The 21,997-nt window shown below is 68.7% G+C and carries 21 protein-coding genes and 1 pseudogene; 3 read left to right on the top strand and 19 right to left on the bottom strand.

The annotated features are described in order from the left end of the window. Positions 1 to 73 precede the first annotated feature (73 nt). The 14 genes from murB to AC07M8_RS01460 form a co-directional block, all read right to left on the bottom strand. Positions 74 to 1,021 (bottom strand): UDP-N-acetylmuramate dehydrogenase, encoded by a 948-nt coding sequence (gene murB / locus AC07M8_RS01525; protein WP_495172694.1) that lies wholly within the window; start codon positions 1,019 to 1,021, stop codon positions 74 to 76. Further along, complete coding sequence (murC, locus tag AC07M8_RS01520; protein WP_495172693.1) at positions 970 to 2,397, bottom strand: UDP-N-acetylmuramate--L-alanine ligase; 1,428 nt, start codon at positions 2,395 to 2,397, stop codon at positions 970 to 972. Before murC ends, murB begins: the two co-directional genes overlap by 52 nt. After that, the gene (gene murG, locus AC07M8_RS01515; RefSeq protein ID WP_495172692.1) at positions 2,394 to 3,560 is read right to left on the bottom strand and encodes an undecaprenyldiphospho-muramoylpentapeptide beta-N-acetylglucosaminyltransferase; all 1,167 of its coding nucleotides are present in this window, start codon (positions 3,558 to 3,560) and stop codon (positions 2,394 to 2,396) included. Before murG ends, murC begins: the two co-directional genes overlap by 4 nt. After that, on the bottom strand, positions 3,545 to 4,777 hold the full coding sequence (locus tag AC07M8_RS01510) for an FtsW/RodA/SpoVE family cell cycle protein (protein ID WP_495172691.1): 1,233 nt from the start codon (positions 4,775 to 4,777) through the stop codon (positions 3,545 to 3,547). The genes murG and AC07M8_RS01510 overlap by 16 nt, the downstream gene beginning before the upstream one ends. Next, positions 4,774 to 6,069: a UDP-N-acetylmuramoyl-L-alanine--D-glutamate ligase gene (murD, locus tag AC07M8_RS01505; protein WP_495172690.1), complete on the bottom strand. Its 1,296-nt coding sequence runs from the start codon at positions 6,067 to 6,069 to the stop codon at positions 4,774 to 4,776. The genes AC07M8_RS01510 and murD overlap by 4 nt, the downstream gene beginning before the upstream one ends. Beyond that, on the bottom strand, positions 6,066 to 7,136 hold the full coding sequence (mraY, locus tag AC07M8_RS01500; protein WP_495172689.1) for a phospho-N-acetylmuramoyl-pentapeptide-transferase: 1,071 nt from the start codon (positions 7,134 to 7,136) through the stop codon (positions 6,066 to 6,068). Before mraY ends, murD begins: the two co-directional genes overlap by 4 nt. Further along, a complete protein-coding gene (locus tag AC07M8_RS01495; RefSeq protein ID WP_495172688.1) occupies positions 7,137 to 8,507 on the bottom strand; it encodes a UDP-N-acetylmuramoyl-tripeptide--D-alanyl-D-alanine ligase in 1,371 nt (456 codons plus the stop codon). It abuts the gene before it with no gap. Positions 8,508 to 8,535: 28 nt separating this feature from the next. Continuing rightward, positions 8,536 to 9,963, bottom strand: a complete 1,428-nt coding sequence (locus AC07M8_RS01490) for a UDP-N-acetylmuramoyl-L-alanyl-D-glutamate--2,6-diaminopimelate ligase (protein ID WP_495173126.1) — start codon at positions 9,961 to 9,963, stop codon at positions 8,536 to 8,538. A gap of 10 nt (positions 9,964 to 9,973) precedes the next feature. Beyond that, complete coding sequence (locus AC07M8_RS01485; protein ID WP_495172687.1) at positions 9,974 to 11,689, bottom strand: peptidoglycan D,D-transpeptidase FtsI family protein; 1,716 nt, start codon at positions 11,687 to 11,689, stop codon at positions 9,974 to 9,976. Continuing rightward, positions 11,686 to 12,309, bottom strand: a complete 624-nt coding sequence (locus tag AC07M8_RS01480) for a hypothetical protein (protein ID WP_495172686.1) — start codon at positions 12,307 to 12,309, stop codon at positions 11,686 to 11,688. Before AC07M8_RS01480 ends, AC07M8_RS01485 begins: the two co-directional genes overlap by 4 nt. Beyond that, positions 12,306 to 13,271, bottom strand: coding sequence for a 16S rRNA (cytosine(1402)-N(4))-methyltransferase RsmH (rsmH, locus tag AC07M8_RS01475; RefSeq protein WP_495172685.1), 966 nt, complete (start codon positions 13,269 to 13,271; stop codon positions 12,306 to 12,308). The genes AC07M8_RS01480 and rsmH overlap by 4 nt, the downstream gene beginning before the upstream one ends. Next, the gene (locus tag AC07M8_RS01470; protein ID WP_495172684.1) at positions 13,268 to 13,768 is read right to left on the bottom strand and encodes a division/cell wall cluster transcriptional repressor MraZ; all 501 of its coding nucleotides are present in this window, start codon (positions 13,766 to 13,768) and stop codon (positions 13,268 to 13,270) included. Before AC07M8_RS01470 ends, rsmH begins: the two co-directional genes overlap by 4 nt. Positions 13,769 to 14,062: 294 nt before the next feature. Further along, positions 14,063 to 14,335: a hypothetical protein gene (locus AC07M8_RS01465; RefSeq protein ID WP_267397313.1), complete on the bottom strand. Its 273-nt coding sequence runs from the start codon at positions 14,333 to 14,335 to the stop codon at positions 14,063 to 14,065. Positions 14,336 to 14,486: 151 nt separating this feature from the next. Next, on the bottom strand, positions 14,487 to 15,485 hold the full coding sequence (locus AC07M8_RS01460) for a cysteine synthase A (protein ID WP_495172683.1): 999 nt from the start codon (positions 15,483 to 15,485) through the stop codon (positions 14,487 to 14,489). A gap of 286 nt (positions 15,486 to 15,771) precedes the next feature. Between AC07M8_RS01460 and AC07M8_RS01455 the strand changes: the two genes are divergently transcribed. Both AC07M8_RS01455 and aat read left to right on the top strand, forming a co-directional pair. Next, a complete protein-coding gene (locus AC07M8_RS01455) occupies positions 15,772 to 16,155 on the top strand; it encodes a hypothetical protein (RefSeq protein ID WP_267397316.1) in 384 nt (127 codons plus the stop codon). A gap of 310 nt (positions 16,156 to 16,465) precedes the next feature. Continuing rightward, complete coding sequence (aat, locus tag AC07M8_RS01450; RefSeq protein ID WP_495173125.1) at positions 16,466 to 17,191, top strand: leucyl/phenylalanyl-tRNA--protein transferase; 726 nt, start codon at positions 16,466 to 16,468, stop codon at positions 17,189 to 17,191. Positions 17,192 to 17,226: 35 nt separating this feature from the next. On the opposite strand, the pseudogene AC07M8_RS01445 reads toward aat, so the two are convergent. The 5 genes and pseudogenes from AC07M8_RS01445 to AC07M8_RS01425 all read right to left on the bottom strand — a co-directional run. Then, positions 17,227 to 17,460: pseudogene (locus tag AC07M8_RS01445) on the bottom strand (DUF2155 domain-containing protein); the annotation flags it as partial. 203 nt (positions 17,461 to 17,663) lie between these two features. Next, positions 17,664 to 18,059 carry an NADH:ubiquinone oxidoreductase subunit NDUFA12 gene (locus AC07M8_RS01440; RefSeq protein WP_495172682.1) on the bottom strand — a complete coding sequence of 132 codons (396 nt, stop codon included), beginning with the start codon at positions 18,057 to 18,059 and terminating at the stop codon, positions 17,664 to 17,666. 70 nt (positions 18,060 to 18,129) lie between these two features. Further along, positions 18,130 to 18,657, bottom strand: a complete 528-nt coding sequence (locus AC07M8_RS01435) for a DUF192 domain-containing protein (protein WP_495173124.1) — start codon at positions 18,655 to 18,657, stop codon at positions 18,130 to 18,132. 14 nt (positions 18,658 to 18,671) lie between these two features. Further along, positions 18,672 to 19,235, bottom strand: a complete 564-nt coding sequence (locus AC07M8_RS01430) for a cold-shock protein (RefSeq protein ID WP_495172681.1) — start codon at positions 19,233 to 19,235, stop codon at positions 18,672 to 18,674. A gap of 64 nt (positions 19,236 to 19,299) precedes the next feature. Next, the gene (locus tag AC07M8_RS01425; protein ID WP_495172680.1) at positions 19,300 to 19,830 is read right to left on the bottom strand and encodes a regulatory protein RecX; all 531 of its coding nucleotides are present in this window, start codon (positions 19,828 to 19,830) and stop codon (positions 19,300 to 19,302) included. A 95-nt stretch (positions 19,831 to 19,925) separates the two neighbouring features. Here AC07M8_RS01425 and AC07M8_RS01420 point away from each other — a divergent pair, with 95 nt between their 5' ends. Further along, the gene (locus tag AC07M8_RS01420; RefSeq protein WP_495172679.1) at positions 19,926 to 21,656 is read left to right on the top strand and encodes a fatty acyl-AMP ligase; all 1,731 of its coding nucleotides are present in this window, start codon (positions 19,926 to 19,928) and stop codon (positions 21,654 to 21,656) included. Positions 21,657 to 21,997 lie beyond the last annotated feature (341 nt).

The following is a 21,997-nucleotide window of genomic DNA, read 5'->3' as shown; positions in this document are numbered from 1 at the left end:
CACTCCGTCACTCTGATAAAATCGTCGTTCCCGCATCCGCAGGAACCATCCACACCCAATCGCGCCACGCCGGTCACGCCGCCACCCCGATCCGCTGGATTTCCCACTCGAGCTCGACGCCGGACTGTGCCTTGACCCGCGCGCGCACATCCTCGCCCAGCGCTTCGATGTCCGCCGCGGCAGCGTTGCCCAGGTTGAGCAGGAAGTTACAATGCTTTTCCGAGACCTGCGCCTCGCCGCGGGTCAGCCCCCGGCAGCCGGCGGCATCGATCAGCGCCCAGGCCTTGTGCCCGTCGGGATTCTTGAAGGTCGAGCCGCCGGTGCGGCTGCGCAGCGGCTGCGAGGCCTCGCGCTCGGCGGCGATCCGGTCCATTTCGGCGCCGATCGTCGCCGGATCGCCCGGCGTCCCCGAAAACAACGCCTCGACCACCACCGCGCCCGCCGGCAGGTCCGAATGACGATAGGTATAGCCGAGCCGCGCCGCCGGCCAGGTCTCGATCCTGCCCTCGCGCGTCACCACCGTGACCTCGACCAGAATGTCGCTGGTATCGCGGCCATACGCACCCGCGTTCATCCGCACCGCACCACCCACCGTGCCGGGGATCCCGCGCAGGAACTCGAGCCCGGCGATCCCGGCGTCACGGACGGCGCTCGCGACGCTGATCCCCATCGCCGCGCCGCCCGCGCGCACCAGGCCATCGGCGACCGACACCTTGGCCATCGCCTTGGGCAGCCGCACCACCACGCCCGGCACCCCGCCGTCGCGAACGATCAGATTGGAGCCGACGCCCACCGGCAGCACCGGCACGGCGGGATCGAGCTCGCGCAGGAAGGCCGCAAGATCCTCGGCGTCGGCGGGCCGGAACAGCCACTCCGCCGGCCCGCCGGTGCGGAACCAGATGAAATCGGCAAGGCTGCCCTGCGGCTCGACCTTCCCCTTCGCCGCGGGAAGTGTCGCCGCCGCCGCGCTCACGCCGCCACCGGCTGGGCAGCGATCCCGTCCGCGAGCCCTGCCGCCCATTTGGTGATGTCACCCGCGCCCAGGCACACCACCATGTCGTCGGCGCGCAGCGTGCCCGCCAGCTCGGCCGCAAGCGAGTGCGCATCGGCGACCACCGCCGCCGAGCGATGCCCGCGCCGCTTCAACCCCTCGACCAAAGCCTCGGCGGAGACACCCTCTACCGGCGCCTCGCCCGCGGCATAGACAGGGGTCACCAGCACCCGGTCGGCATCGTTGAACGCGGTCTGGAAGTCCTCCATCAGGTTGCCGAGCCGCGAGTAGCGATGCGGCTGCACCACCGCGATCACCCTGCCCTGCGCGCCCTCACGCGCGGCCGCGAGCACCGCGCGGATCTCGACCGGATGATGGCCGTAATCGTCGATGATCGTCGCGCTGCCGCCATCGGTGACGGCGACCTCACCGACCTTGGTGAAGCGCCGCTTGACCCCGCCAAACTTTGAGAAGCCCTGCTGGATGGTCGCATCGTCGATCCCGAGCTCGAGCGCGACCCCGATCGCGGCGAGCGCGTTCTGGACATTGTGCCGCCCGGGCATCGGCAGCTCGATCCCCTCGATCGATCGCGTCGCGCCGTCGCGGCTGCGCACGATGCACTCGAAGCGATTGCCGCCCGGGATCGGCTGGACGTTGACGCCGCGCACGTCTGCTTGAGCGGAAAAGCCATAGGTCACCACCCGCCGGTCGCGCACCCGCGGCAGCACGTTCTGCACCTCGGGGTGATCGAGGCACAGCAGCGCCGCGCCATAGAAGGGCACATTCTCGACGAACTCGACAAACGCGTCCTTCACCGCGTCGAACGAGCCGTAGTGGTCGAGATGCTCGGGATCGATGTTGGTGACCACCGCAATCGTGCCGTCGAGCCGCAGGAAGCTGCCGTCGCTCTCGTCCGCCTCGACCACCATCCAGTCGCTCGCGCCGAGCCGCGCGTTAGAGCCGTAGGAATTGATGATGCCGCCGTTGATCACGGTCGGGTCCACCCCGCCGGCGTCGAGCAGCGCCGCGACCATCGACGTCGTCGTGGTCTTGCCGTGCGTTCCCGCCACCGCGACCGTCGACTTGAGCCGCATCAGCTCGGCGAGCATCTCGGCGCGCCGTACCACCGGCACCCGTCGTTCGAGCGCGGCCTCGACCTCGGGGTTGGTGCGCGTGATCGCGGTCGAGACCACCACCACCGCCGCATCGTCGACGTTGCTCGCGGCATGGCCGATCATCACCGGGATGCCCTTGTCGCGCAGCCCCTGCACCACATAGCCTTCGGCAACATCGGAGCCCTGTACCGTGTAGCCGAGGTTCTTCATCACCTCGGCAATGCCGGACATGCCGATCCCGCCGATGCCGACGAAGTGGATCGTGCCGATGTCGGTTGCGACCCCCTTCACGCGAACGCCGCCTTGGTCTGTGCCTTGCCGACCGGCAGCGGCGACGCGGGTGAGTCCAGGCTCTCGACCAGATCGGCGAGATCGCTCACCGCGCGTGGCCGACCGACGCTCTTGGCGCGGCCTGCGGCATTTTCCAGCGCGGTCGGGTCGAGCCCCAGCTTCTGCATCTGCTTGGCGAGCTCGACCGCGGTGAACTCCGGCTGGGCGATGGTGCGCGCACCGCCCGCCTGAGTCACCTCGCGCGCGTTGACGGTCTGGTGGTCGTCGGTCGCGCTCGGCAGCGGCACCAGGATCGCGGGGCGCCCGGCGGCGGTCAGCTCGGCGATCGTCGAGGCACCCGCGCGCGCGATCACCAGATGCGCCCAGGCGAGCTGCTCGGGCATGTCGGGCAGATAGGTGGCGAGCTCGGCCGGGATCTGGTGCTCGGCATATTTCGCCCGCACCGCATCGATATCCTCGATCCGCGCCTGGTGCGTCACCTGCAGCCGGCGACGGAAGGTGACCGGCAGCATCGCAAGGCCATCGGGCACCACCTGGCTGAGGATGCTCGCGCCCTGGCTGCCGCCGGTGACGAGCACGCGGAAGATGCCGTCTTCCTCGAGCAACGGATAGGGCTTGGCGCGCAGCGCAAGCACCGCCTCGCGCACTGGATTGCCGACGAGATGCGATTTGGCGAAGAACTTCGGCGCCAGCCGCAGCGTCTGGCGATAGGAAGTGGCGATCGCCCCCACCCGGCTCGCAACCAGGCGATTGACCCGGCCGAGCACCGCATTCTGCTCGTGCACCAAGGTCGGGATGTTGTCGGCGAACGCCGCCATCAGCGCCGGCAGCGCCGGATAGCCGCCAAAGCCGATCACCGCGGCGGGCTTGAACGTCCGGTACAGTTCGCGTGCCATCGCGCGGCCGCGCAGCATCTCGCGCGCCGCGCCCGGCCAGCCCTGCGGCCGCTTTACCTGGAAGCGACCCGCCGGCAGCACATGGGTTTGCACGCCCCCAACACCCTCGGCGAACAGCTCGGGGAAGCGCACCCCGCGCGCGTCGCTGACCAGTGCCACCCGGTGGCCGCGGCGGATCAATTCCCCCGCCAGCGCCGCGGCGGGAACCATGTGCCCCCCGGTGCCGCCGGCGGCGAGAACGTAATGCTTGCTCACTGTGTGCCCCATTTCACCACATACGGGCTGCGCGTCAGGAACGGGTTGCGCCGCGTGAACGCGAGCAGCAGCCCCATGCCGATCGACAGCGCGATCATCGACGAGCCGCCATAGCTGATGAACGGCAGCGTCATCCCCTTGGACGGAGCGAGGCCCGTGTTCACCGCCATGCTCACCAGCGCCTGCGCGCCGAATTGCACGGCAAGACCGGAGGCGGCAAGCAGCTTGAACTCATCCTGCTCGTCGAGCAGCTTGACGAACACGCGCACGACGATGGCGAGGAACACCAGCGCGACGATCATGCACGCGATCAGCCCGAATTCCTCGCCGATCACCGAGAAGATGTAATCGGTATGCGCTTCGGGCAGCCCGAACTTGGCGACGCCGCCGCCAGGCCCCGTGCCGGTCAGCCCGCCGGCGGTGATCGTCGCATGCGCGGCATTGGTCTGGAAGTGATCGCCCGCGCCCTCGCCATCGATCCCGGGAAACAGGAACGCATCGATCCGCGAGCGCGCCACGCCATAGAACAGATAGGCGCAGGCGAGCCCGATCGGCACCATCGCGACGATCCCGGCAAGCACCCGCATCGGCGTGCCCGCGATCATCAGCAGCGCCAGCCACACCGTGCAGAAGATCACCGTCTGGCCGAAATCGGGCTGCAGCATCAGCAGCACCGCGATCAGCGCGGTCATCGCGCCGGTGATCACCACCGTCGGCAGCTCCTGGTCCTTGGCCTTGAGCGACAGCAGCCAGGCGACGGTGACGATGAAGAAGGGTTTCAGGAACTCCGACGGCTGCAGCTGCGCAAAGCCATAGCCGATCCAGCGCCGCGCGCCGTTGATGCTCGCGCCGACGAACGGCGTCAGCGCCAGCAGCACGACGAGCACGGCCGTGCCGACCAGCGCCAGCCGCCGCGCCAGCGGCACCGGCAGCATCGAGACGCCGAACAGCACCGGCAGCGACACGCCCACCCAGATCAGCTGCCGCCAGAAGTAATAGAGCGGCGCGAAATGGCGGTGCTCGCCCGAATAGCGCACCGCGGTCGCCGGGCTCGCCGCCGCCACCGAGACCAGCCCGATCGCGATCAGGAACAGCGTCAGCAGCAGCAGCATCCGGTCGATGTCCCAGAACCAGGTGCCGAGCGGCGACCGATCGCCGCGGCCGCCCCGTCGCCGGACCTTGGCGATCAGCGAATCGCCCTCGATCGTCCCTGCCCGCGCATCGGTCATGCCAGCGCCTCCACCGCGGCGCGGAACGCGTCGCCCCGTTGCTCATAGTCGCGAAACTGGTCGAAGCTGGCGCAGGCCGGCGACAGCAGCACCGTGTCGCCCGGCCGCGCGGCGGCGGCGGCATGGCGCACCGCCGCCTCCAGCGTCACCGCTTGCTCGACGACGGGCACCTGCCCGCGAAGCAGCGCGGCGAACCGCGGCCCTGCCTCGCCGATCGTATAGGCGGCGGCGACATGGGAAAAGTAGGGCGCGCAGGCGTCGAGATCGTCGCTCTTGGCACGGCCGCCGACGATCCAATGCACCCGCGCGAATGCGCCGAGCGCGGGCGCGGTGCTCTCGGCGTTGGTCGCCTTGCTGTCGTCGACATAGGCGACGCCGGCGATCTCGCCGATCCGCTCCATCCGGTGCGGCAGGCCGGTAAAGCTCGCCAGCCCGCGATCGATTGCGGCCTCGGCGACGCCCAGCGCCTTGGCGACCGCGATCGCCGCCAGCGCGTTCTGGGCATTGTGCGGCCCCTGCAGCGCCGGCCAGGCGCCCTGGAACATGCACACGCCCGGCGCGATCTTGGTGAGATGCTCGCCGCGCGCCGACAGCGTCCGCGCGATCGCGGCCGAGGGCGCATCACCGATCCCTATAACCGCATCGTGATCGGCCGCCTGCATCGCAAACAGCCGCGCCTTGGAGGCGGCATAGCCCTCGAACCCGTCGTAGCGGTCGAGATGGTCGGGGGTGATGTTGAGCAGCACCGCGACGTCGCAGTCCAGCGTCAGGGTGAGATCGATCTGGTAGCTCGACAGCTCGAGCACATAGACCCCGCCCTCGGCGAGCGGCGCTTGGCCGAGGATCGGCAGCCCGATGTTGCCGCCCATCAGCGTCGGCACGCCGGCGCTCTCGAGGATGTGGTGGACCAGCGCAGTGGTGGTCGACTTGCCGTTGGTGCCGGTGATCCCCACCACCTTGTGGGCGGGCAGCTCCGCGCGGGCTTGGGCAAACAACTCGATGTCGCCGATCACCGGCACCCCGGCGGCCCGCGCCCGCGTCACCACCACATGGCCATCGAGGGGAACGCCCGGCGACACCACCAGCCCGGCCGCGCCGTCGAGCTGCAGCTTTTCGAGGTCGTGGACCATCACGCCGTCGATCCGCCCTGCCCGCTCGCGCGCGCCGGGGTCGGTGTCCCAGGCGACGACATGCGCCCCCGCCGCCGCCAGCGCCTTCGCGGTCGACAGCCCCGATCGGGCGAGCCCGAGCACCGCGTAGCGCTGCCCGCTCCAGGCGCGGCTGGTGATCACCGCAGTTTCAACGTCGAGAGGCCGGCGAGCGCCAGCACCAGGCTGACGATCCAGAAGCGGATCACCACGGTCGGCTCGCTCCAGCCCAGTTGCTCGAAATGATGGTGGATCGGCGCCATGCGGAACACCCTCTTGCCGGTGCGCTTGTAGAAGAACACCTGGATGATCACCGACAAGGCCTCGACCACGAACAGGCCGCCGATGATCCCGAGCACGATCTCATGGTGCGCGACCACCGAGATCGTGCCGAGCGCGCCGCCGAGCGCGAGGCTGCCGGTGTCGCCCATGAACACCGCCGCGGGCGGCGCGTTGAACCACAGGAAGGCAAGGCCGGCGCCGATCACCGCGCCGCAGAAGATCGCCAGCTCGCCCGCGCCCGGCACGTGCGGGATGCCGAGGTATGTCGCGAACTTCGCGTTGCCGGCGAGATAGGCGATCAGCATGAAGGCGACGCTGGCGATGATCACCGGCATCGTCGCGAGGCCGTCGAGCCCGTCGGTGAGGTTCACCGCATTGCCGAAGGCGACGATCGTGAACGCACCGAAGATCGGGAAGGCATAGCCGAGGTTGAGATAGACGCCGTCGGTAAAGGGCAGGAACAGGTGCGGCCCGTTCTGGCCCATGATGATCCACGAGGCGATGCCGGCGATGGCGAACTCCAGCAGCAGCCGCACCCGCCCGGGCACGCCGGCGGTGCTCGCCTTCTTCACCTTGTCGTAATCGTCGAGGAAGCCGATCGCGCCGAAGCCGAGGGTCACGAACAGGCACGCCCATACATAAGGGTTGCTGAGATCCATCCAGATCAGGATCGCCAACACCATCGAGGTGAGGATCATCAGCCCGCCCATCGTCGGCGTGCCGCGCTTGGCGAGATGGGTCTGCGGCCCGTCGGCGCGGATCGGCTGCCCCTTGCCCTGGCGCACGCGGAGCCAGCCGATGAACTTGGGCCCGATGATCAGCCCGATCAGCAGCGCCGTCGCCACCGCCGCGCCCGAGCGAAAGGACTGGTAGCGGATGAGGTTGAGCACATGGGGAAAACCCAGATGCGCGGCGATCCAATATAGCATCTACGTCGTTCCGCCCTTGAGCCCCGCAATGACGCGCGACAGCCCCACCCCATTCGATCCCTTGACGAGCACCGCGTCTCCCGGGCCGAGCAGCCCCCGGATCCGGGCCAGCGCCGTCGCAGCATCGGGCACATGGACGACATTGATTCGATGCTCAAGCGTTTCGGCCAGCGGCGCCATCGCTTCACCGACCAGCACTGCCGTCTCGACGCGCGCGGCGAGGATCGGCTCGGCGAGGCCCGCATGATAATCGGCCGAGGCAGCGCCGAGCTCGCGCATCTCGCCGAGCACCGCCAGGTGCCGGCCCGGCTCGGCGCCGAGCACCGCCAGCGTTGCGCGCATCGACGAGGGATTGGCGTTGTAGCTTTCGTCGATCACCAGCGCCTCGCCCTCCGTGACCGGCACGGTGAACCGCGCGCCGCGCCCGGCGAGCCCGCCGAGATCGGCGAGCGCCAGCCCGGCGAGGCCGAGATCGCCGCCGGCGGCGTCCACCGCCGCGATCACCGCCAGCGCGTTGGACACCCAGTGCATCCCCGGCTGCGACAGCGTGAAGGAGAGCTCGCGCTCGCCCACCCGCGCGGTGACGAACGAGGCCCCGCTCGGCAGCCGCATCGACTCGAGCGCCCGCACGTCGGCGCCCTTGTCGAGCCCGAAGGTAACGATCCGGCCGGCATGCGGCGTCGCCGCGGCGATCAGCCGGTCGCGATGCGGGCTGTCGAAGGGGACGATCGCGACTCCACCGGGCTCTAGGCCCTGGAAGATCTCGCCCTTGGCATCGGCGATCGCGCTTTCGTCGGGAAAGAAGGCGGTGTGCGCGGGCGCGATCGCGGTGATGATCGCGATGTGCGGGCGCACCAGCCGGGTCAGCGCCGCCAGCTCGCCGGCATGGTTCATCCCCATCTCGAACACGCCGAACCGCGCGGTCCGCAGCATCCGGGCGAGGCTCAGCGGCACGCCGGTATGATTGTTGTAGCTCTTGACCGAGCGGTGCACCTCGCCCGGTGCGCCGCGATCGAGCGCCGCGAACAGCGCCTCCTTGGCGCTGGTCTTGCCGACCGAACCCGTGACGCCGATGATCCGCGCTTCGCTCCGCGCCCGGCTGGCCCGGCCGAGATCGTTGAGCGCCGCAAACGTATTGGCAACGCGAACATGCGGGTGCGGGCTGGCCTGGCTGACGATCGCGCCCGCGGCCCCCTGTGCGAACGCCCCGTCGAGGAAGCGATGGCCATCGGTGCTCTCGCCGGTCAGCGCCACGAACAGGTCGCCCGGGCCGACCTCGCGGCTGTCGAAGGCGACCCCGGCGACGGCGAAGTCGGCCGAGGCGTTGCCGTTGGTCGCCGTCGCGATCTCGGCGGCGGTCCACAAGGTCATGCGGTAACATCCGGACGGGGGGCTGCGCTCACGCCGCATACTCCCGCGCGACCGAGACATCGTCAAACGGCAACACCAGATCGCCGACGATCTGCCCCTGCTCGTGCCCCTTGCCCGCGATCAGCACGATGTCTTCCGGCCCCGCCTCGCCGATCGCCGCTGCGATCGCCGCGCGCCGGTCGCCGATCTCGCGGGCGCCGATCGCGCCGGCCAGCACATCGGCGCGGATCGCTGCGGCATCCTCGCTGCGCGGGTTGTCGTCGGTGACGATCACCACGTCCGCCAGCGCCACCGCCGCGGCCCCCATCGGCTCGCGCTTGCCCTGGTCGCGGTCGCCACCGGCGCCGAACGCGACGATCAGCCGCCCGCCGACATGCGGCCGCAGCGCCGCGATCGCCGCCTCCAGCGCATCGGGGGTGTGCGCATAATCGACATAGACTGGCGCACCGCTGCGCGCGATCGCCGCCCGCTCCAGCCGACCGCGCACCGGCTGCAGCCGCGCGAGATTGGCGATCGTGCCGGCGACATCGCCGCCGGTGGCGATCACCAGCCCGGCCGCGACCAGCGCGTTGGCGGCCTGATAGGCGCCGATCAGCGGCAGCTTGACGCGATAGCTCTGCCCCTCCGCCTCAATCGTCAGCCCCTGGCCGAGCAGCGTCGGCTCGCGCTCCACCAGTCGCAGCGTCTGGCCACGCTCGCCGACGGTGAGCAGCCGGTTGCCGCGCTCATGCGCCAGATCGATCACTCGCGGCGAGCGCTCGTCGTCCGCCCACACTACAGCGGCGCCATCCAGGCTCAGCACCTCGGAGAACAGCCGCACCTTGGCGGTGAAATAGGCCGCCATGTCGCCATGATAGTCGAGATGGTCGCGGCTGAGATTGGTGAAGGCCGCCGCCGACACCTTGAGCCCCTCGGTGCGATATTGCGTCAGCCCGTGGCTCGATGCCTCGAAGGCGAGATGCGTCACGCCTTCGCGCGCGAGCCCCGCGACGTTGGAAAGGAAGGTGACGACGTCGGGGGTGGTCAGCCCGGTGGTCACCTGCTCGTCGGCGGTGGTGACGCCGAGCGTGCCGATCGAGGCGGCGTGATGCCCCGCCATCCGCCACAATTGCCGGGTCATCTCGACGGTGGAGGTCTTGCCGTTGGTCCCGGTCACGGCGACGGCGATCGCCGGGAATGGCGCGAAGAAGGCTGCGGCGAGCTGTGCGAACTTCTCGCGCGGATTGTCGGCGGCGATCGCCACCGCCCCCTCGACCGCGACGCCCGGCCGGGTCACCACCGCGATCGCGCCGGCGCGCACCGCCTCGGCGATATAGTTCTCGCCATTCACCCGCGCGCCGTGGAAGGCGCCGAAGATCGTGCCTGGTGCGACCTTGCGGTGATCGATCGCGAAGCCGGTCACGGTCGCCTGTTCCCCCGCACCACCGGCGGCGTCGACCAACGCGCCCAGCTTCATCGCGCCGGCCTCAATGGCCATCCACCGGCGTTTCGCCGGGCGCCTGCCACAGCAACGGTGTGATGTCGGAGACATCGATGTCGCGCCGGGCATCGGGGACCACGCCCAGCGTCGCGCCGATCCGCGAGATGGTCCGGCCGACCACCGGGGCGGCATTCCATGCGGCGGTCTTCCACCCACCCGTCTCCTTGGTACCCTGCGGCGAATCGAGCATCGCCAGCACCACATAGCGCGGTGCGTCCATCGGGAAAGCCGCCGCGAAGGTCGCGACGTTGCGCGAATGGTCGTAGCCGCCCGCCACCGCAGCCTCGGCGGTGCCGGTCTTGCCGCCGACGCGATAGCCCGGCGCATCGCCCTTGCGCCCGGTGCCGCGCAGCACGATCAGCCGCAGCATCTGCCGCATCCGCGCGCTGGTGCCCTCGCTGATCACCCGCCGCCCTTGCGCGGCATGGCCCGGCTCCACCTTCATCAGCGTCGCCGGCCGCCAGATCCCGCCGTTGACCAGCGCGGCATAGGCGCTGGCGAGGTGCAGCGGCGTCACCGCGATGCCATGGCCGTAGGCGGTGGTCATCGTCGTCGTCCGCGCCCAATAGGTCGGCCACAGCGGCCGGCCCTTCTCGCGCAACTCGATATCGGGCTTGGTGTCGAAGCCGAGCTTGCGGAACATCGTCTGCATCCGCTCCGGCCCCACCTCGTCCGCCACCCGCGCCGTCGCGATGTTGGACGAATAGATCAGCGTCTCGGGCATGTTCAGCCAGCGCTTGGGATCGCCGCGCTCGTCGTGGATGGTGAAGCCGCCCACCTTGAGCGGGTGGGTCGCGTCGAACCGGCGCGCGAGCGAGGTGACGACGCCGGTGTCCATTGCTGTCGCCATCGTGATCGGCTTGAAGGTCGATCCCAGCTCGAACACGCTCTGGGTAGTGATGTTGCGCAGTTCGTTGACGCCGGACTTGCCGACGCGATTGGGGTTGAACGTCGGCAGCGACACCATCGCCAGCACCTCGCCGGTATCGACGTCGAGCACGATGCCGCCGCCGCCGCGCGCCTGGAAAGTGCCCATCGCCCGACCGAGCTCGCTCTCCATCGCCGCCTGCACGCGGGTGTCGATCGACAGAGCGATCGGCTTGCCTGCCTGCGCCGGATCGAGCAACCGCTCGTCGAGCACCCGCTCCATACCGCTCATGCCGTGGCCGTCGGTGGAGAGGAAGCCGAGCGCATGGGCGGCAAGCGTCGCCTCGGGGTAGAGCCGCTGGGTCTCGCGCGCGAACACGATCGCCGGCTCGCCGATCGCATTGACCTGCTCCACCAGCGCCGGCGAGGCGCGGCGCTGCAGATAGGCGAAGCTCGCGCTGCGGGTCAGCTGGCCGTAGAACCACGCCTGGTCGCCGCGATCGGGCATCAGCGCGGCGAGCTTGGCGGCGATCTCCATCTTGTCGCCGATGATCTTCTTGGGGTGGACCGCGATCGTCCAGGCATCGATCGTCCTCGCGAGCGGCGCGCCGTTGCGATCGACGATGTCGCCGCGCGCCTCCAGCGTCGCCACCCGTTCCTTGGCCTCCTCGCCCGAGAAGGCGGCGAGCATCGCCAGCCGGCCGATCACCACCAGGATCGCCGCCGCGAACAGCAGCATCAGCATCATCAGGCGGGTGTGCGACGTCGCCACCAGCGCATGACGCTGGGTGGCGCTACGGCGCTGGGCAATCGGTCGGGCGACGAGCGCGGTCACCGCAAGCGCCGCTCCGCGCGCGCACCGCTGAGGATGTCGCCGAGCGTGGTGTCGGAGAGCAGCTTGTTGTCGAGCATCGCCACCGCCTGCGGGCGCACCTTGGCGACCGCGGCGGCGCCGCGCGCGGCCTCGTTGAGCTTGGCGAGCATCGGCGCGCTCTTCTCCATCGCCACCGCCTTGATCACCGCGGGCTTGGCCTTAGGCATCGCCGCGGCGACCTGCAGCAGCGCCGGCTGCGGCGCGGCGGTCGGCAGCGGCACGGCGGCCGCGGTCGGCAGCGACGGCACCACCAGCGCTGCGGTCTGCAGGCCCGCGGCGCCGGTCTGGGTCACGTCGAGGCTGGCCAGTGCCGCCTCGCTGGAGACGAACTGGTCGGCGGTGGGCGACGCCAGCGCCAGCGTCTCGCCGTTCCACTTCTCGAGCTGGACGAGGTTGGCCCGCGTGTCGAACTCGGTCTCGAGCGCGCGGATGTCGCGCTGCGCCGAGGCGATCTTGTCGTCGACGCCTTCCAGCTTCTTGCGCTCCGCCGCGACCTGCAGCGACACGAGATAGAAGCCGAGCACGATCACGACGCACCCGCCGAACCAGCCCACTCCCCTCAACCGATACGCCGCGGTCATATGCTCACCTCCGTTGTGCCCCGATGGACCGGGTCCTGATCGGACCAGGCCGGCGCTGCCGTCCGCAGCGCCATCCGTAACGTCGCCGAGCGGCTGCGCGGGTTGCGCGCCAGCTCGGCCTCGCCGGCCCGCACCGCGCGGCCGACATCCTCGAAACTCGGTGCCGCCGCGGCAATCGCCTGCGGCAGATGACGGGAACCTGAAGGGGTGTTGCCGGAGCGCTCGCGCAGAAAGCGCTTCACCAGCCGGTCCTCGAGGCTGTGGAAGGTCACTACCGCGAGCCGCCCGCCGGGCTTCAGCACCCGCTCCGCGGCCGCCAGCCCGTCGGCCAGCTCGCCGAGCTCGCGATTGATGTGGATGCGGATCGCCTGGAAGGTCCGCGTCGCCGGGTCCTTCTTGTCGTGCGGCTTGTAGCCGAGCGCCTTGCGTACCACCCGGGCGAGCTCCGCGGTCCGCGTCAGCGGCCGCGCCGCGACGATCGCACGTGCCACCCGGCGCGACTTGGGCTCGTCGCCATAATGATAGATGACGTCGGCGATCTCAGCCTCGTCGGCCTCGTTGAGGAAATCGGCCGCGCTCATCCCCGCCTGGCTCATCCGCATGTCGAGCGGCCCGTCGGACTGGAACGAGAAGCCGCGCTCGGGCTGGTCGAGCTGCATCGACGATACGCCGATATCCATGGTCACGCCGTCGACCAGCTCGGCCAGCGCCGCTTCCATCCCGGAAAAGTCGCTATGGACCAGCGTCAGCCCGTCGAGCCCCGCGGCCTCGCCGGCGGCGATCGCATCGGGGTCGCGATCAAACGCGATCACCCGCGCGCCGCACCCGAGCATCGCTCGGGTGTAGCCGCCGGCGCCGAACGTCGCGTCGACCATCGTCTCGCCCGGGGCGGGAGCGAGCGCGGCGAGCACCTCGTCGAGCAGCACGGGGATGTGCGGGGCGTCAGTCTGTTCGGGGCTCACAGCGCGATCCCCTTTTCCTGGCAGTAATAATGGCAGGCCGCGACCATCTGCCGCGAGATGCCGGGGGTGGAGATCAGCGTCTTGGGATCCCAGATCTCGATATAGTCGAGCGTCCCCCAGAAGAAGGCGTTGCTGCCGATGTTGGCATAGAAGCGCGGAAAGCCCGGCATCACGAATCGGCCGGAGCCGTCGAACGGCACCGCTTCGCCATTGGCGCCGCCGCGCTTGATGTTGTGGTCGATCTTGCCGTCGGCCCCGCGCGACAGCGCAACGCGCTCGTTCAGCTCGCGCTTGAGCTCGGCAAGATAGGCGGGGTCATAGGCGATCAGGCAGGGCTGATCCTCATGGGTCGCGATGATGACGGTGCCGCCATCCTTGCCATCGGCCCGCGGGCTGTTGTCGGCTAGCGTACCGCGGAGCGCGTTGGGAATGGCCACCCGGCCCTTGTCGTCGACAAGAGCAAGACCATGTCCCTGATAGTCGCCCCTTTCTGCCACGCCCGTCTCACACCCTGGCGCACAGGATACCCCTCCGAAAAACGACCTGTCGTCGCCCTCCGGCCGCTGCGCAAAACGCAGACGGTGAGACCTGCCCCGCTGTTAACCCGTGTTACCAACGGGCCAGTGGGGACGCAACGGGATTTTTGGGGATAGCCGGGGAATTGCACCCGAATCTAGGTTAATAGGGCGGCGGCTTCGCCCGGAATCGATGCCGAAATTGAACAGCAACGATCTGAACATGCACGTTTTTCTCGCGCCGGTGGGGTCCCGTCCCGTGATTTCCCCGGAAAATCACTGGTTAACCGCCTGGCTGTTGCTGGTCGACGGTGCGACACCGAGTTCGGCGAGCGGTTCGCCGGTGCTCGGCGGGCTGTTAGAATTGGTTAGCGCGATATTTGCCACCACATTGGCCTGCGCGGATCCGGCGGTGGCAATCGGCTGCTCGCGCGTCGCCGAGCCGAGGATCGCGGATGCGATAGCGATGAGCAGGACCACCGCAGCGAGGCCGATCATCCCGACCTTGACCCGCTGCATTGTCTGAGAAGTGTCGCGAACGGCCTTCATATTGCCGGGCCTATCTAGCGACTCACCATGCGATTGTCGATGCATTGGTGGTTAATCGCGCCAAGGCGGTGTTCCAGCTCGGGAACCTTGAGCGGCAACGGTGGCGATGTCGGGTGGTGGCGGTCACTCACAACCGCATTTTGTTGAAACGTCACCCCAGCCCTTTTTCCGCCCGCCACGCCGGATTGTGCAAGGACGACAGATAGCGGAACCCCGTGTCGCACAGGATCGTCGCGATCCGCTTGCCAGGCCCGAGCTCGCGCGCCAGACGCACGGCGCCGGCGACGTTGATCCCCGACGACAGGCCGAGGCACAGCCCTTCCTCGTCAAGCAGCCGCCGTACCCAGTCGTAACCCTCGTCATCCGAAATCCGATATTGGGTGTCGATCGGCGCGCCCTCAAGATTGGCGGTGATCCGCCCCTGGCCGATCCCTTCGGCGACCGACGAGCCTTCCGAGCGCAATTCGCCATGCGCATAATAGTCGTAGAGGGCCGCGCCGTGCGGGTCGCTCAGCGCGATCCGCACCGCCTCGTCCTTAGCCTTCAACCCCAACCCCACACCGGCGAGCGTGCCACCGGTTCCTACCGCGCAGGTGAAGCCGTCGATCCGCCCGCCCATCTGCGCCCAGATCTCCTCCGCTGTGCCGACGATATGTGCGCGGCGGTTGGCGACATTGTCGAACTGGTTGGCCCAGATCGCATTGTCGCGCTCCTCGGCGATCCGCCGCGAGGTGTGCACGAAATGGTATGGGCTGGCGTAGGGAGCCGCTGGCACCAGCACCAGCTCGGCGCCGAGCGCGCGCAGCGTGTCCATCTTCTCGCGGCTCTGGGTCTCGGGCATGACGATGATCGTCTTGTAGCCCTTGGCATTGGCGACCAGCGCCAGGCCGATGCCGGTGTTGCCCGCGGTGCCCTCGACGATCGTGCCGCCCGGGGAGAGCACCCCGCGCTGCTCCGCATCCTCGACGATGAACAGCGCCGCCCGGTCCTTCACCGAGGCGCCTGGGTTGGCGAACTCGCATTTGCCGAAGATGTCGCAGCCGGTCGCCTCGCTCGGCCCCTTGAGGCGGACCAGCGGGGTGTTGCCGATCAGCGCGAGCGTGTCGGCGGTGGAAGCAGGATAGGCCGACAGCGGCGGATGGGTGGTCATCGCGGCTAAATGGCGTGCCGACCGGCTACCGGCAAGCGATCTAAGCTATGGCGGGGGCAAGCCGATCCGCGCTCGTCTGCGCTGCCGACAAGGAATGCCGCCGATATCGGCGCGGCGCGGCGCTTTCGGAGGCAATGTTCGTGAAACGATGGGACACAACGGTTTCGTCTCGCACGATATATCCTCAGCTTGTCGCACGATCGCCCGCGCCCGCAGCAAAGGTTTATGCCGTAGCGGCAAGCCTCCCTTGACGCTCCATGCTGCATGCGCGAAGCACCGGCTCGCTATGAAGAGCCCCCTTCTCCTCCCCGTCGTCGCCGCGCTCTTCGCGCTGGCCGCCTGCAACACCAAGCCCACCCCCGAAGTGGTGGACACCAACCCGGATCCGATGGCGAACGAACTCGCCAACCGCGCACCCGTCGAGCTGCCGCCGGCGATCAAGGCGGACAAGACGCTGCGCTGCAAGGACAACAGCCTGGTCTATGTCACCTTCTTCGAAGGCGACAAGCAGGCGCTGGTGCGCACCGCCAAGGATGGCCCCGCCACGCGCCTGATCGCCCCCACCACCGGCGACCCGCTGGTGGGCGACGGCGGCTGGAAGATGACCGGCACGCCCAAGCTGATCACCCTCACCCAGCCGGGCAAGACGGCGCAGAGCTGCAAGTCGTAAGCGCCTAATCCGCGCAAATTCCCGACGGGCCGGCGCAGCGATGCGCCGGCCTTTTTGCTGACCGACGGCCGGCCTTTGGCGGATGCCGCAATTCGCTGTCCTACAGCATGCCGCTCATGCAACGCTGATGCCCGATCTCGATTCGGTCGCGCTCTTTCTCCCCCGCAAGTGGGACCTCAATCCACACGCACGTGTAGGTGTGACTTTAGTGAGACCTTCGGCGGTTTTCCGCGGGTTTTCATCGGGCGCGGTCGCGCTCTGGCGTCACGTCCATCTTGCCACGCCGCGCAGCGAGCGCCACCTTGCCGCCATGCAGATGCTCGATCCGCAACTCGTGCTCGGCGCTTATGCGGTCGGCGTGTTTCCGATGGCCGATCATCGCGAGGCGGACAGCGTCTATTGGGTTGAGCCGCGCAGCCGTGCCGTGATGCCGCTCGACGGTTTCCACCTGTCACGCTCGCTGCGCAAGACGATCGCCGCGGATCGCTTCCGGGTCACCGCCGATGTCGCGTTCGTCCGGATGATCCAGCTCTGCGCCGAACCGGTCGAGGGCCGGCCCGACACCTGGATCAACGTCGGCATCGAGCGGGCGTTTACCGCGCTTCATGGCCTCGGCTTTGCCCATTCGATCGAATGCTGGGAAGGCGACGAGCTGGTCGGCGGCCTCTACGGCCTCGCGCTCGGCCGCGCCTTTTTTGGCGAATCGATGGTCAGCCGGCGCACCGACGCCTCGAAGGTCGCGCTGGCCTGGCTGGTCGCACGGCTCAAGGCCGGCGGCTTCACCCTGCTCGATTGCCAGTTCCAGACGGCGCACCTCGCGTCGCTGGGCGCCGTCGAGATCAGCCGCACCGATTATGTGGCGTTGCTCTCCGCGGCGCTCGATGGCGTGGTCGGCTCGGCGGCCGGCTCCGCATCGGCCGCCGGCGATTTCCGCGCGCTAGAACGATTGGCCGGCGCGGCGCCGGCGTCGGCGGCTACCGTGTCCGGCCCGGTCGCCGGCCACGACATCGTACAGCTCTTGGTCCAGACATCGTAAATGGCGTTGGGAACGACGTTGAGGCCGGGGCGCTCCTTGTAGAGCCAGCCCGAAAAGCTGCGCCGCCAGTGCCTGTCGATCCCGCGGACATCGAGCTGGACGAACGCGCCGGTCAGCTGCTCCTGCTCCCATGGCGCGGTATGCTCGCAGGCGCGCAGCCGCACGATCGCATCGCCGACGCGCACCGCCTGGCCGGGCTTCAGCGTCAGCTCGCGGCTTTCGCCATTGCGCTTGTTGAGCAGGCCGACCACCGCGATCCGCTGCGCCATCGGCGTGCCGCCGGTCGGCGCGACGTCGTCGGCCGAGGTGACGGTCTCGATCGTCTCGGTGCTGCCCGGCTCGATCGGCGCGATATCCTGACTGGCGACCACTTGGCTGCCACGCTCGCCGTCACGGTTGAGTGCGCGATAGCCAAACCACCCGGCCACCCCCAGCACCACCAGCAACACGCCGGCGGCGAGCCAGCGCCTCATCACCCTTCGGGCGTCCAGGCGTCATAATCTCCGGTGGCGGCGGCGCGGTGGCCGCCCTTTTCCAGCGCGCCCGCCGGCCGATAGGCAAACGGCGTCCCGGTCATGTTGGCCTGGCCCGGCTTTTCCCACGACCGTGCCGGCGGCAGCGCGCGATCGGGCACGTCGTCGATCTGGTGGTGCAGCCAGCTGAACCATTCCGGCGGCACCCGGCTGGCATCGGTGGAGCCGGTGTAAATCACCCAGCGACGCGGTACGCCGTTGGTGTCCTTGCCACCTTCCCAATAGGCATTGCCCAGCGAATCGGTGCCGACCTGGGTCTTACCGCGCAGGCCATAGAGCACGGTGCTCACGGTCGCGCCGTTCCACCAGGTGAAGGGATTGAGGTTGATGCCCATGGCCACCGCTTACGCGCCTCGCCGCGGGTCTTCAACCGCTGAACTGCGGCGCGAGCGTAGCCACCGGCAGCTATTTGGCTGGCGGCGTGGCGACGGTGCCGGCAGGCCAGCTCACCTTGTCGCCTTCGGCGATGCCCAGTTCGGCGGAACGGCCGCCGATCAGCTCGAGCACCGCCGCCACCGGCTCGCGCGACGGCACCGGGGTTTCGGAGAAAGGCACGGTATTCTCGGCGATGGTGGCGATCGTGCCGTCGGCGCGGATGAACACGATGTCGAGCGGCGTCGGCGTGTCCTTCATCCAGAAGTTCGCCTCGCGCGGTCCGCCGCCGTCCGGTGGGTAAGGGGCGAACAGCATGCCGCCATCGGGCTTCAGATCGGTGCGGAACATCAGCCCCTGCGCCTGTCGCGCGGTCGTCGCCGCCACCTCTACCGTGAAGACATGCTTGCCGGTGGCGCTGGCGATCGTGACCGGTACCAGCGCCTCGGCCTGGCTGCTGCTGCCGCCGCTGCCCGCATTGCCGCTGCCGTCACCTGTCTTGCTGCAGCCACTGGCGCACAGCATCAGCAGCGCCGCGGCCGCCGCCCGTACGCCCACCATCGATTTCGCCAAGCTCACTCCTCTTCGACGATCACCGCAAGCGGTCCCTTGCGACCCGCCACCACTCGGGTACGCAGTCGCTGCCCCGGCTCGATCACGATCACCCCGGCGCGGCGCAGCGTCTCCATATGCACGAAGATATCGCTGCCGTCGCTGTCGCGCACCAGGAAGCCATAGCCCTTGAGCCGGTTGAACCATTTTACCGCCGCCCCCTCGAACGGGCCCGCGGCATCGATCAGCGCCACCGGATCCACTCGGTCGCCAGTGCGCGCCGCCCGCGGCGGCTCCTCCACCGCATTCGACAGGTCGATCGCGGTCACCTCACGGGCCTGATAACCGCGCCCACGCTGCACGCACACCGTTTCCACCCGCGTGCCCTCGGGCAGGCTGCGGCGGCCATGCGGCTGCAGCACCGAGAAGTGGATCAGGATATCGCCCATCTCCACATCGTCCGCGACCGCAAAGCCGAAGCCGCGGGTCACGTCGAACCACTTGATTACACCCCCCATGGCGACATGCTCGGCGGGCATTACCCCGCCGTCGTGCTCGTCGCCCTCCCGTTGCGGCTCGCTACGCATCACTGCACCCCTGTTAGCGCTACGCTAGCACGGTTCGTCTCGGCCGCAATTGGTTATCCGGTCCTCATTCTAGATCCTCGGCCCGAAGTGGCTCACTTGAGTTAATGATCCGCCGCGACAGCGTCATCGCATGACCGGCGCGCAGCATCGCCGCGAGTTGCTTCTCGCGCCCCGCTCGGTCCGCCACGGGCGTGCCATAAGGACCGATCCGCTTGCGCCGGGCAAAGGTGAGCGCGGCCTCCACCGCCCGATCCGCGATCGCCGGCGCCAGATCCTCGGCATCGGCCTCGTCGACATGCGCCTCGCGCAGCGCCGCCGTCACGCGCCGCGCGCCGAGCCCGCGCCGGCCGAGCGCCGCCGCCTTGCTTTCCGCATAGAGCCGGTCGTCGACATAGCCGAACTCCGCCATCCGCTGCGCCACCGCGGCGGGGTCCGCCGGCTCGCCCTCCCATCCGCGCTCGCGGATCTTGCGACGCAGATAATCGGCCAATTTACCCCTCGTGGTGGCGAACCGTTCAACGTAGCGCAACGCCAGCCGGTCCAAGGCAGCGGCATCGAGGGGCTTCACGGGACGGCGTTCCTGCCTCATGGCCATGTTGTTGCCACACTAACAGCGGAATTAGAACGTTGGTGCTGTGGTATGAAGCAAGATTGCAGAGCCGCACCAGCGGCCACGAACGGGATGAATAGATGATTGAGCAGCTTGCGGCCACGCCGTCGCTGGATGACCTGCCCCGGCGCTTCGCCGATTTCGCAACGCTGGGCGAGGCGTTGGATTACGCCGCCACCGGCGTGCGCGGGCTCAACTTCCACGACGCACGCGGTACGCTGGTGCGGCCCTATCCCTATTCGCAACTGCGCGCCGACGCTTTGGCGATGGCCAACCGGCTGATCGCCGCCGGGATCAAGCCTGAAGACCGCATCGCGCTCGTCGCTGAAACCGGGCCCGAGTTCGCCGCCTTGTTCTTCGGCACGGTCTATGCCGGCGCATGGCCGGTGCCGCTGCCGCTGCCCACGTCGTTCGGTGGACGCGATTCCTACATCGAGCAGCTTCGCGTCCAGCTCGCGAGTTGCGACCCCAAAATGCTGATCTTCCCGCCGGAGCTCGCGCAGATGGCGGCCGAAGCTGCACGGCTCGCCGGCACGGACGGGATCGACTGGTCGGAATTCGCCACCCGCGAGGCGCCTGCCGCCGAGCTACCGAAAGCCGACGGCCAGGCGATCGCCTATCTGCAATATTCCAGCGGCTCCACCCGCTTCCCGCACGGCGTTGCCATCACTCATCACGCCTTGCTCAACAATCTCGCCGCACACAGCCATGGTATGGAGATCGACGGCACCGATCGCTGCATCTCATGGCTGCCTTGGTATCACGACATGGGCCTGGTCGGCTGCTTCCTGTCGCCGATCGCCAACCAGGTCTCGACCGATTACCTCAAGACCGAGGATTTCGCGCGGCGCCCGCTGGCGTGGCTCGATCTGATCAGCCGCCACGACGGGACCACGCTGAGCTATTCGCCCACCTTTGGCTATGACATCTGCGCCCGCCGCATGTCGTCGCAGACCAAGGCGTCGGACCGGTTCGACCTGTCGCGTTGGCGGGTCGCCGGCAATGGCGCCGACATGATCCGCCCGGACGTGATGCAGAGCTTCGTCGACGCCTTTGCCGATGCCGGCTTCAAGGCTTCGGCATTCCTACCCAGCTACGGGCTTGCCGAAGCAACGCTCGCGGTGTCGCTGATGCCACCGGGCGAAGGCATCCGCGTCGAGCTGGTGGAAGAGACCCAGCTGTCGGGCGGCGACCATTTTGGCGATCGCCCGCAGCGGTTCCGCGCCATCGTCAATTGCGGCAAGCCGGTGCGCGACATGACGATCGAGGTCCGCGAGGAAGACGGTACGCCGCTGCCCGACGGGGCGATTGGCAAGGTCTGGTGCAAGGGTCCGTCGGTGATGGTCGGCTATTTTCGCGACCCCGAGGCAACCGCGGCGTGCATGACCGACGGCTGGCTCGACACCGGCGACATGGGCTATATGTCCGGGGGCTACATCTACATCGTCGGCCGCGCCAAGGACATGATCATCGTCAATGGCAAGAACCATTGGCCGCAGGACATCGAATGGGCGGTGGAGCAGCTGCCGGGCTTCAAGGCCGGCGACATCGCCGCCTTCGCCATCACCACGCCGGGCGGCGAAGAAACCCCGGCAGTGCTCGTCCAGTGCCGCAGTTCCGACGAGGCCGAGCGCCAGCGGTTGCGAGAGGAAATCCGCGAGCGTGTCCGCTCGGTAACGGGGATGAACTGCGTGATCGAGCTGATCCCGCCGCGCACCCTGCCGCGCACCTCCTCGGGCAAGCTCAGCCGTGCCAAGGCGCGCAACCTGTACCTCAACGGCGACATCAAGCCCTACGACATCGCGGCTTGAACGGTCGCCGGCGCAGCCCAACAGCCGGTCTTCCTGCGAGCCGTTACCCCAGCGAAAGCTGGGGTCTCATGCGGCTGCGCTCCGTATGCCTCGGCAAGATTCCAGCGTTAGCTAAGAAGACTGGGGGGTAGCCGTGGGCGGGGCAGTCACTCCCCAAAACCCAACAAAAAATAGCTCCATTTCGGTTGGCGAAACCATCCGCTAACCAGCCGGCCGTTACCGTTGCCGGGTGAATCACAATATTCCCCCCGCATCCGACCTCACGGCAATCCGCTTTCCGCAGCTGCTGGGCCTGCGGGACGGGGGTGACCCCGCGCAATGGGGCCGGATCCGCGCTACTC

This window comes from Sphingomonas sp. GW821-FHT09E03, from assembly GCF_059416225.1.
This window is presented reverse-complemented; position numbering and strand designations above follow the sequence as displayed.